The organism is Streptomyces niveus, from assembly GCF_001723055.1.
Taxonomy (GTDB): domain Bacteria; phylum Actinomycetota; class Actinomycetes; order Streptomycetales; family Streptomycetaceae; genus Streptomyces; species Streptomyces niveus.
This window is the reverse complement of record NZ_MDCR01000192.1, coordinates 1-10246: the sequence shown is the minus strand read 5'-3', so window position 1 is coordinate 10246 and position 10246 is coordinate 1. Positions and strand designations below refer to the sequence as shown.

General features: G+C 71.3%; 9 protein-coding genes and 1 pseudogene. 5 read left to right on the top strand and 5 right to left on the bottom strand.

The features are described from left to right. Positions 1-630: pseudogene (locus BHU15_RS40265) on the top strand (serine/threonine-protein kinase); the annotation flags it as partial. On the opposite strand, the gene BHU15_RS22435 reads toward BHU15_RS40265, so the two are convergent. Genes BHU15_RS22435 through BHU15_RS22425 form a run of 3 tightly spaced genes read right to left on the bottom strand, consistent with a single transcriptional unit; the run spans position 627 to position 3834 of the window. Continuing rightward, positions 627-1034, bottom strand: a complete 408-nt coding sequence (locus tag BHU15_RS22435; RefSeq protein ID WP_069628850.1) for an STAS domain-containing protein — start codon at positions 1032-1034, stop codon at positions 627-629. The pseudogene BHU15_RS40265 and the gene BHU15_RS22435 overlap by 4 nt on opposite strands. Beyond that, positions 1031-2185 carry a cobalamin B12-binding domain-containing protein gene (locus BHU15_RS22430; protein ID WP_079128306.1) on the bottom strand — a complete coding sequence of 385 codons (1155 nt, stop codon included), beginning with the start codon at positions 2183-2185 and terminating at the stop codon, positions 1031-1033. The genes BHU15_RS22435 and BHU15_RS22430 overlap by 4 nt, the downstream gene beginning before the upstream one ends. Beyond that, on the bottom strand, positions 2182-3834 hold the full coding sequence (locus BHU15_RS22425) for a PP2C family protein-serine/threonine phosphatase (protein WP_079128305.1): 1653 nt from the start codon (positions 3832-3834) through the stop codon (positions 2182-2184). Before BHU15_RS22425 ends, BHU15_RS22430 begins: the two co-directional genes overlap by 4 nt. Before the next feature lie 230 nt (positions 3835-4064). On the opposite strand from BHU15_RS22425, the gene BHU15_RS22420 reads away from it, so the two are divergent. Further along, complete coding sequence (locus BHU15_RS22420) at positions 4065-4637, top strand: TetR/AcrR family transcriptional regulator (RefSeq protein WP_069628849.1); 573 nt, start codon at positions 4065-4067, stop codon at positions 4635-4637. Between the two features lie 32 nt (positions 4638-4669). Next, positions 4670-5848: a GDSL-type esterase/lipase family protein gene (locus tag BHU15_RS22415; RefSeq protein WP_069628848.1), complete on the top strand. Its 1179-nt coding sequence runs from the start codon at positions 4670-4672 to the stop codon at positions 5846-5848. Between the two features lie 23 nt (positions 5849-5871). On the opposite strand, the gene BHU15_RS22410 is transcribed toward BHU15_RS22415, so the two are convergent. Further along, positions 5872-6777 carry an NADP-dependent oxidoreductase gene (locus BHU15_RS22410; protein WP_069628847.1) on the bottom strand — a complete coding sequence of 302 codons (906 nt, stop codon included), beginning with the start codon at positions 6775-6777 and terminating at the stop codon, positions 5872-5874. Between the two features lie 40 nt (positions 6778-6817). On the opposite strand from BHU15_RS22410, the gene BHU15_RS38480 reads away from it, so the two are divergent. Further along, entirely contained in the window at positions 6818-7222 is a 405-nt protein-coding gene (locus BHU15_RS38480) for a MerR family DNA-binding transcriptional regulator (protein WP_079128304.1), read from the top strand. Next, positions 7198-8388: an RCC1 domain-containing protein gene (locus BHU15_RS22400; RefSeq protein WP_069628846.1), complete on the top strand. Its 1191-nt coding sequence runs from the start codon at positions 7198-7200 to the stop codon at positions 8386-8388. Before BHU15_RS38480 ends, BHU15_RS22400 begins: the two co-directional genes overlap by 25 nt. Before the next feature lie 138 nt (positions 8389-8526). Here BHU15_RS22400 and BHU15_RS22395 read toward each other — a convergent pair. Next, the coding region (locus BHU15_RS22395; protein ID WP_218028074.1) for an ADP-ribosyltransferase at positions 8527-10246 on the bottom strand (1720 nt) is incomplete at its 5' end.

Below are 10246 nucleotides of genomic sequence, written 5' to 3'. Positions count from 1 at the left end.
CCGTACACCCCCGCGCCCGCCCCGCAGCCCGAGCCGGCCCGCCGCAGCACACGCGGCACGATCGCGCTGATCGCCGTCGCGCTGGTCGTCGCGCTGGGCGCGGGCGGTTCGGTGTACGCCTTCATGGGCAGCGGCGGAGAGAAGGGCGACTCGGCCGACGACACGTCGTCCGCTGCGGCGGCGGACGACAACTCCCCCTCCGAGGACGCGCCTTCGGCCACCGGGTCACCGTCCCCGTCGGCGAGCGAGGACGACGCCGGGGCGGGCGACGTACCGAAGAAGTACCTGGGCGCCTGGTCCGGCACCATCGACGGTGCCGCGGGGCGCAGCACCCGCGAACTCTCCGTCAGACAGGGCGAGGTGGGCGAGACCGTCCTCGTCCTGACGGCGAAGGGCCCGACCGACACGGGCGGGACGTACGAGTGCGTCTTCGAGGCCGCGCTCGACGCGGCCCCGGGCTCCGGCCCGCTGAAGATCGGCCCGTCGAAGGTCACGACGGGCCGCCCGATGTCCTCCTGCACCCCGGGCGCGGCAACGGAGCTGACGATCCTCCCGGACGGCCGGCTGCAACGTACGACGACGGCGGGCGGCGAGTCGGTGACGTACACGAAGGGCGGCCAGGGCGGCTAGGGCGTGTCTTGTCGATCAGGCCGGACCAGGGGGCGGGGTTCCTCGGTGAGGACGCTCCCGGCGCCGGCCTGCGGATCGGTCAGGTGGTCCAGAGTGCCGGTCAGCCGCAGGACGCGCTCCAGGGAGGCGGGGCGCCCGTCGAGATGCAGCCGCACCCCGGCTGCGCCGGTGGCCCGGTGGACCGCCAGCAGGGTGGCCAGGCCCATGGAGTCGCAGGTGCCCAACCGGGAGCAGTCCAGGCGTAGCTGGCGCGTGCCGGGGTGGCGGGACAGCTGCTCGCGGGTCTCGTCGAGGAGCTGCTGGGAGCTGTCGTAGTCGAGGTCGCCCTCAATGCCCACGCACACGGTGTGCGCGTCGGTCAGCGAGACGGTCAGCAGCAGGCCGGCGGGCGGCATCGTCGTCATCGGAGCACTCCTGATCCGGATCGTGGGGTCGGAAGGGTGGAGTCGTTCAGGGCCTCTCGGGCGTGGTTGATCAAGCGGCCGGCCCGGGGGAACTCCTTCAGTTCCGTCCCGAGGACGTCCAGGGTGGGTGTCAGTGAGGCCGCGGGGACGCCGCGGACCGTGAGGATGCCCGCTGTCCAGATGAGGAAGCGGGTGAAGATCTGCTCGCAGTCCATGTAGAGCGCGGCGGCGAGGAAGTCGAGGATGTGGCCGAGGTCCTCCGCGGTGTGCTGCCGCTGGAGCCCGGTGTAGGACCGCATGGCGGGGAAGCGGTCCTCCAGTCCGGCGAGAGCGGCTTTGACCAGGCGCCCGCTGTCCCGCCGCACCATCGTGTACTCCTGATCCACGAGATGTGGCAGGTCGTCAACGGACTGATGACCGGTGAGCGGCGGCTTCAACGGGCTTCCCGCCAGCAGCTCGGCCGCGGCGCGGCCGTCCGGCGCCCACGCGTCGGCACCCAGCAGCCCGGCGTAGCGGCCGTCGTCGCCGAAGGCGGCGCCGCCGACCAGCACGGGGACGCCTACCGACCGGCAGGCGGTGATGGCGGCGTGCGCGGCGGGCAGCCGGGTCGCCAGCGAGCTGGAGAGGGCGACGACGTCCGGGCCGGTACGGCGCACATGGCCGATCAGGTGCGGGGTGGGCACCTGGGCACCGAGGTAGTCGACGTGCCAGCCGCGCAGCCGCAGCACCTCGGCGAGCAGCCGGGCGGGGAGTGCGTGCCACTCGCCGTCCACACAGGCGACGGTGATGCGTCCGGGCCGGTCCTGGCCCGTGTCGTGTTCGGGCAGGTCCTTGGCGGCGGCCGGAGCGTGGCGCGCCGCGAGGGCGGCGATCACCCGGTCGTTGACGGCGGTCGCCATGTGCTCCGTCGCCACGCTCATCCGGTTCGCGGCCCACTCCTCGCCCACCTTGCGCTGGACGGTGCCGATGACGTCGAGCAGAAGAGACTCGTCGTCGGCTCCCGCGCCCTGGGCGCCGAGGACGACGCCGTACGCCGCGTATTCGTCGCCGCGTGACACCGCCTCCCACAACTTCTCGGTGGTGCCGCGGAGTTCGGCCTCTCCGAACGGGGTCGGGTGGGTCGGTGCGGAATGTGTCGGAGTGGCACTCATGCGGTGAACCTGCCCGGTCCGCGTCCGCCTACCGCGCTGAGGTGGTTGTTGCGCGGGGCGGTGATCGCGACCACGGCCATGTCGTCGTGCCGTCCGCCCCGGACCCACTGGGAGGCCAGCATCTGGATGTGCTCCACCACCGCCGCGGCCGGCATCCCGGCGCACTCGGACAGGGCACTGCGCAGGCGGTCGTCGCCGTACTGGTCGTCGCCGAGGGGGCCGCCCCTGGCCTCGGTGATGCCGTCCGAGAACAGCACGCAGCTCTCGCCGGGCGCGAGAGTGGCCTCCACCGTGACGGCCGGCGCCTCGGGCAGGGCGCCCACCAGAGTGCCGTGGGTGCCCACCTCTTCGACCTGTCCGTCGCCGCGCACGATCAGCGGGGCCGGATGACCGGCGCTGGTCAGCCGCAGCCGCACGCTGCCGGCGTGCCGTACGGCCGAGGCGAGGACGAGGGTCGCGAAACGGGTGTGGTGCGAGTTGAGCAGGGCGCCGTTGAGGAGGCTGAGTACCCGCTGGTGGTCGTCGGCCATCGGGAGCAGCGCGTGGAGCGTGTTGCGGATCTTGCCGGTGAGTACGGCGGCCTCCAAGCCCTTGCCGCACACGTCACCGAGGATGACAAGGGACTCCTGGCCCTCCGAGTCGGCGGGCGCGGGGTGGACGTCGTAGAAGTCGCCGCCGACTCGTTCGCTGTCGGCCGCGGGCCGGTAGGCGCCGGCGAACTCCACGCCGGACACGTCGTGCAGCACCGGCGGCAGGAGTTCACGCATCAGCGTCTCGGTGATCGAGCTCTGCTCCTCGTACAGCCTGGCCGCGGAGAGCGCGGCCCCCGCGCGGGCCGCGAACAGCCGGGCGAAAACCTCCTCGTTCTCGGTGAACGGCGCCTGGCCCGCGCCCCGGAGCAGCACCAGCGCCCCGGCGGACACGCCATGGCCGGGCAGCGGGGTCACCACTATCGAGCCGACCGTGCCGAAGCCCTCGGGAACTATCCAGGCGGGCGCGGCAGCGGGGTCGATCCAGCGCGCGGGCACGGGCGGGAAGCCCTGGAGAGCCTCGGGCAGGCCGGGGACGAGGTCGGGCCCGACGCCGACCTGTCGCCGCACCGGCTCACCGTCGCGCGTGCACGAGACCATCACCAGCCCCCGGCCGACGGGCGGTTCGATGACCAGGGCGGCGTCGGCGAGGTGTCCGGCGGCGAGCCTCGCGGTCATCGCCGTGCAACGGGCCAGATTGAGCGACGACAGAAGCGCGTTCGACGCGTCACCCAGAAAGGCGGTCCGTTCGCGCTCCATGCGCAGCGCCTCGCGGGCCAGCAGATGATCGGTGTCGTCCACCAGCCACCACACGACCTCACCGGTCACCTCACAGGTGGGGTGCGCCTCGAAGCTGCGCTCGCCGATCTCACCGCGGACGGCGGGGCTGACGGAGGGCTCAGGCTCGGCCGATCCCGGGCCCGTGGGGCTCCCGACCGGAACGGCGGACAGGTTCTGGTGCGCGCTGGCCAGCCACCCGGGCACCGCGCGGGTCACGTCCGCCCCGGGCCGTGCGTGCGGGAGCAGGGCCGAGGCGGTGTCGTTGAGGAAGCGCACGACGCCGTGCGTGTCCGCGACGAGCACCGGATACGGCGCCAGACGGAGAGCGGATCTCTTCATGCCACCACCTGTATCGGTCGGTTGTTCCGCGGAAATCGCCACAGTCGTGAGGTCCGCTGTGCGGCCCCGTCCCCCCTTTCATTCCCTTCATTTATCTCGACAGGAGAACGGCTGCCCCGTGAAAGCCGTCTCGCACCTCCGAGATTCTCCCGAACCGCACTAGCCTAATAGGTTTAGGTATGTGCATAATCGATTCAGGTAAGCAGTACGCGGAAGGAGGCCCGAATCCCATGTCACCCCGTGCAGGACTCACCACCGAGCGCCTCGTCCGGGCGGGCGCCGAGCTGGCCGACGAGGTCGGCTTCGAGCAGGTGACCGTCTCGGCGCTCGCCCGGCAGTTCGACGTCAAGGTCGCGAGCCTCTACTCGCACCTCAAGAGCTCCCAGGACCTCAAGACCCGCATCGCCCTCCTCTCGCTGGAGGAGATGGCCGACCGGCTTTCCACGGCGCTCGCCGGACGCGCGGGCAAGGACGCCCTGGCCGCCTACGGGCACGTCTACCGCGACTACGCCCGCGAGCACCCCGGCCGCTACACCGCCGCCCGGCTCACCCTCGACCCCGAGACGGCCGCGGCCAGCGCCGGCCCCCGGCACTCCCAGATGGCACGGGCGATCCTGCGCGGGTACGACCTGACGGAGCCGGACGAGACCCACGCCGTACGGCTCCTGGGCAGCGTCTTCCACGGCTACATCAGCCTGGAGACGGCCGGCGGCTTCAGCCACAGCTCACCCGCGTCGGACGAGACCTGGGTGTGGATCGTGGACCACGTCGACGCGCTGCTGCGCACCCCGCCCACCCCCTGACGATCAGCAACGATCAGCACGAGGCAGACACCATGAGCACCGGCGAGAACCTGACCACCACCCCCATCTCCGCCGACATCCTGCGCGGCGCCCTCGACCTGGAGCACACCGCGCGGGGCGTCCTCCCCCACCGCCTGCCCGCCTGGGCCCGCGCCCAGAACACGGATCCGCAGCTGGCCATGGCGGAGGCCCAACCCTCCGGCGTACGGCTCGCGTTCCGCACCCGCGCGAGCACCGTCGAGCTGGACACCCTGCCCACCAAGCGCTCCTACGTGGGCGCCCCGCCCCGCCCCGACGGCGTGTACGACCTGCTGGTCGACGGCCGGCTGACGGCGCAGTCCTCGGTGTCGGGCGGCAACGTCCTGACCATCGACATGACGGCGGGCACCGCCGAGCAGCGACCGGGCCCGCCCGGCACCCTGCGCTTCGGCGACCTGCCCGAGGGCGCGAAGGACATCGAGATCTGGCTGCCGCACAACGAGACCACCGAACTCATCGCGCTGCGCACCGACGCCCCCGTCGAGCCGGTGCCGGACCGGGGCCGCGCGGTGTGGCTGCACCACGGCAGCTCGATCAGCCACGGCTCCGACGCCGCGAGCCCCACCACGACCTGGCCCGCGCACGCCGCCTCACTCGGCGGCGTGGACCTGATCAACCTGGGCTTCGGCGGCAGCGCCCTGCTCGACCCGTTCACCGCGCGCACGATGCGGGACACCCCGGCCGACCTGATCAGCCTCAAGCTCGGCATCAACCTGGTCAACGCCGACCTGATGCGGCTGCGCGCCCTCGCCCCGGCCGTGCACGGTTTCCTCGACACCATCCGCGAAGGCCACCCGACGACACCGCTGCTCGTCGTCTCGGCACCGTACTGCCGCATCCACGAGGACACCCCGGGACCCAGCGCCCCGGACTTCTCCCGTATCGGCGACGGCCAGTTGCGCTTCCTGGCGATGGGCGACCCGGCGGAGCGCGCGAGCGGAAAGCTGACCCTGAACGTCATCCGCGACGAGCTGGCCCGGGTCGTACGGCAGCGGGCGGCCGAGGACCCGAACCTGCACCACCTGGACGGCCGGGAGCTGTACGGCGAGGCGGACTACGCCGAACTGCCCCTCCCGGACGAACTCCACCCCGACGCCCCGACCCACCTCCGCATGGGCGAACGCTTCGCGAAGCTGGCCTTCACGCCCACCTGCCTGAACCCGGCCGTCTGAGAACTCCCCGGGGCGGGACGGGCTCAGACGCGGACCACGATCTTCCCCCGCGTGTGTCCGCGTTCGCCGTACGCGTGCGCCTCCGCGATCTGGTCGAGCGCGAAGACGCGCTCGACACGCGGCGTGTAGCCGCCCCGCCTCCCGAGGTCGGCCGCTTCGGCGAGGAGCGCGGGGTCGTTCGCCGCGTTGGCCATGTGCACACCCAGGCGCTCCGCGTTGGCGTGGTCGGCGACCGTCGCCACGCGATCGGGGTCGCCCGCGATCGCGACCAGATCCGGCAGGGACCCGGAGGCGGCGGTGTCGAGCACGATGTCGACACCGCCCGGAGCCAGAGCGGCGACCCGCTCCGCGAGACCGGCGCCGTACGTGGTCGGAACGGCCCCGAGCGAGGCGAGGAACTCGTGGTTGCGCTCGCCGGCCGTCCCGATCACCGTGGCGCCCTCGGCCACCGCGATCTCGACCGCCGCACTGCCCACGCCTCCGGCGGCCCCCTCGATGAGCAGGGTGCGCCCCCGCAGGGGACCGAGCGCCTTCAGCCCGCCCATCGCGGTCACCGATGCCAGACCGGCGCCCGCCGCCTCCTCGTCGCTCCACGTCTCGGGCGCCTTGGCCCAGGCGGAGAGCACGGCCAGCTCCGCCGTCGCGCCGGTGACGCCACCGAGCCCGAAGACCCGGTCGCCGACGCTCACCCCCCGTACGTCCGCACCGATCTCGTCGACCGTGCCGACGGCGTCCCGCCCGGGAATCGCGGGCAGGTCGACGGGGATCCTCGCCCGCGCCGCACCCGAACGCACCTTCCAGTCGATGGGATTGACCCCGGCCACCGCGACACGGACACGGACCTCACCGGCCCCGGGACGCGGGTCAGGCACCTCCTCGACCACAAGAGTCTCCACACCGCCGTACTGGTGATAACGGGCTGCGCGCATGACGTTCTGCCTTTGCGTGAGATCAGTGGGTGGAGGAGCGGTGCGCATCGGTGAGGTCGCCGACAAGACGGGAGTGAGTGTCCGGGCACCGCGCTACTACGAGGAGAAGGGCCTGCTCCCCGCGTACCGTAGCCCCGGCGGCCAGCGGCACCGCCCCGACACCGCCGTCGAGCGGATCACCGATCTGCCCGCCGTACGCGACCGGCTCGACGGCGTGACCGCCATCTCTGAGGCGATCGCGTCGGAGGGCGGGGGCGAGCGTCCGAGGGCGTGCGCCCGGCTGCGCGCCGTTCGGGTCGCTGTCGGGGACCATCCGGGTGTGCGGCCGGTCGCGCCTCTGAAGGTGGCCAACGAGCGTGTCGATGATCAGATGCGGTCCCGCGAGGACGGGTCCGCACCATCACGAGAGGACACACCCCCATGCGCCGTAGTCGCGCACTCCTGACCGCCGCCCTCACCGCCGGTCTCGCAATCACCCCGTTGGCCTCGGCCTCCGCCGCGCCCGCCAACGACCCGTCCGTCCTGAGCTGGGGCGCCGGCCGCACGGGCCAGCTCGGCAACGGTGCCACCAAGGACAGCACCACCCCGGTGCCCGTCACCTCGCTCGTCCGCGGCGACGTCCAGCGGATCTCCGCCGGTGGTACCTCCTCGGACGACTCCTTCGCGCTCGCCCTCACCGACAACACCGTCAAGGCGTGGGGCCACAACTCGTCGGGCCAGCTCGGCAACGGCGACCGCACGAACCGCAACGTCCCCACCAACGTGCCGCGCCTGGCCGACATCAAGGACATCGCCGCCGGTGGCCAGCACGCGCTCGCGCTGGACGGCAAGGGCCAGGTCTACACGTGGGGCGAGAACACCTACGGGCAGCTCGGCAACAACCGCACGGGCGACGTCCGCGCCGTCCCGACCCGCATCCAGGGCCTGCCCAAGGTCAAGCAGGTCTCGGCCGGCTGTGACTTCAGCATGGCGCTCGCCGACAACGGCAAGGTGTACGCCTGGGGCCGTGGCGTCTACGGCCAGCTCGGCAGCGGCACCCGCGCCACCAGCTCCGCGCCCCGTGAGATCAAGGGCCTGGAGAAGATCACCGAGATCGACGCCGGCTGCCACCACGCGCTCGCGCTGACCACCGAGAAGACCGTCAAGGCCTGGGGCAAGAACTCCTCCGGTCAGCTCGGCGACTCCTCCACGCGCAGCAGCACGCGCCCGGTCGACGTCGACTGGATCGAGAACGTCACGGACATCGAGGCCGGCGCCAACCACAACTACGTCATCACCGACGACGACACGGTCTGGGGCTGGGGCGCCAACCAGAACAACCAGCTCCTGGAGGCCGACCCGGCCGCCGCCAAGGACGCCAAGACGCTCGTCAACCGTACGGCTCCGATCGAGATCCCCCGCCTGGCAGGCGCCCAGCAGATCGCGGCCGGCTCACACCACGGCATCGCGGTCTTCGGCGAGGACGTCTTCGCCTGGGGTCACAACGCGGAGGGCCAGGTCGGCAACAACGTCTCCACGTCGGGCGTGCAGTCGGTGCACATGCTGAACGTCGACCCGGCTGTGCAGCACGTCGCCGCCTCGCTCGGCGGGAACACGAGCTACGCCTACTGATCCACCGGGGCTGATCCAGGATCACTGATCCGCTGATCCACTGATCCCCGACATGACGACGGCCCTGTGGGGCGACCTCCCGGTCACCTCACAGGGCCGTACGCGTGGCGGTACGCGTGGTGTACGCGGCCCAGCGGCTCAGCCGACCTGCTTCACCTTGATGACCTTGTACTCCTTGCCGCCGATGATCTTCGTCGTCTCGCCGACCTTCTCGAACGCGCCACCCCGCGGGATGAGAACCTCCGACTCCTGCCCCCGATAGCGGGACAGCGGGTCGATGTTGCGGCCGTTGTCCGACTCGATTTCGAGCAGGACGTTCTCGCCCCCGGGGATGTTCTTCGCCTCGGTCTTCTTCAAGGCGCGTTCGGCCTTCGCCGGGTCACTGGACGTACTGAGGTACTCGGGGAATTCGACCGACTCACCCGACGCGAACTTCTTCAGCATCTCGTCCGACATGAATGTCCCTCGGTAGAACGTCCCCTCGACCTTGGGCAGATGGTCCAGAGCCCGGTCCATGTCGTCCCTGAACTTGTTGGGATCACCGTCGCCGTTCGCCGGATTGCGCAGCCACTTGTTGATGGTCTCGGCCTTGTAGCCGGTGTAGTCCGCGATGGTGAGCGCGTCCTCGGCCGTGAAGTCCTCGGTCATCGGGTTCTGCTTGGCGATCTTCTCGACTTCCTCTGACCATTCCTTACGCCCGTCCTTGCCGGCCTTGTAGTCCGGGATGTCGTCCAGGACATTCATCGGCGTCTTGACGGGACAGCCCTGAAGATGCGGCGGCTTCGGCGGCGGCTTGGGCTTGTCCTTGGGCTTGTCCTCGGGATCGGGATCGTCCGGGATCGGCGGGGGCGGCGGGTCGGTGAGCCCGAGCGCGTTGCTGAGCCTGTCCTCCACGCTCTGGTACGTGTCGACACCGGCGAGGGCGGAACCGGCGAGGGCGTTCAGCGTGCTCATGGGGTCGACCCCGGGAGCCGCGAGCGAGGTGCCGGAGACGATGACGCGCGTACTGCCCCCGGCGGAGGCGAGCGTGTACCGCCCGCTGCCGGCCGAGCCGGGGGTCACGCTGCCGTAGAACGCGACGTTGGTGTCGTTCCGGCAGTCGTCCTTCTTGTCGTCATCCTCGTCTTTGTCGTCGTCCTTGTCGTTGTCCTCCTTGCAGCCGGTCAGACCCCACTGCGACCCGGCGCCGGTCGGATTGCACTCGATCTTGCCATCGTCCTTGTCCTTGTCTTTGTCGTCGTCCTTGTCGTCGTCCTTGTCCTTGTCGTCGTTGCCACCGCTGCTGCTGCCGCCACCGCTGTCAGAACCGCCGCTGCTGCCCTTCTCGGTGCAGCTCTGCATCATTCCCCAGGGGGCCATGACCGGGTTGCACTCATACTCCTTCTCGTCGTCGTCCTTGTCCTTGTCGTCCTTGTCCTCGCCGCCGGAGGAGCCACCGCCGGACGACCCACCACCGGAGCTGCCACCGCCTGAGGAGCTACCGCCAGAGTCCCCGCCACCGGACGACCCACCGCCGGAACTGCCACCACTGTCAGACCCACCGCCCGAGTCCCCGCCGCCCGAGTTCCCGCCGCCGCTGTCGCCGCCACCGGAGTTCCCTCCGGAATCCCCGCCACTGTCGGAACCACCGCCCGAGTCACCACCACCGGAGTTGCTACCGCCGGAGTTGCTACCGCCGCTGTCACCGCCACCGTTGTTGCCCCCGCCAGAGGATCCGCCACCGTTGTTGCCCCCACCGGAGTCGCTTCCGCCGCTGTCACCGCCACCGGAGTCACCGCCACCGTCCGAACCACCGCCCGAGTCACCACCACCGTTGTTACCCCCGCCGGAGTCGCTCCCGCCGCTGTCACCGCCACCG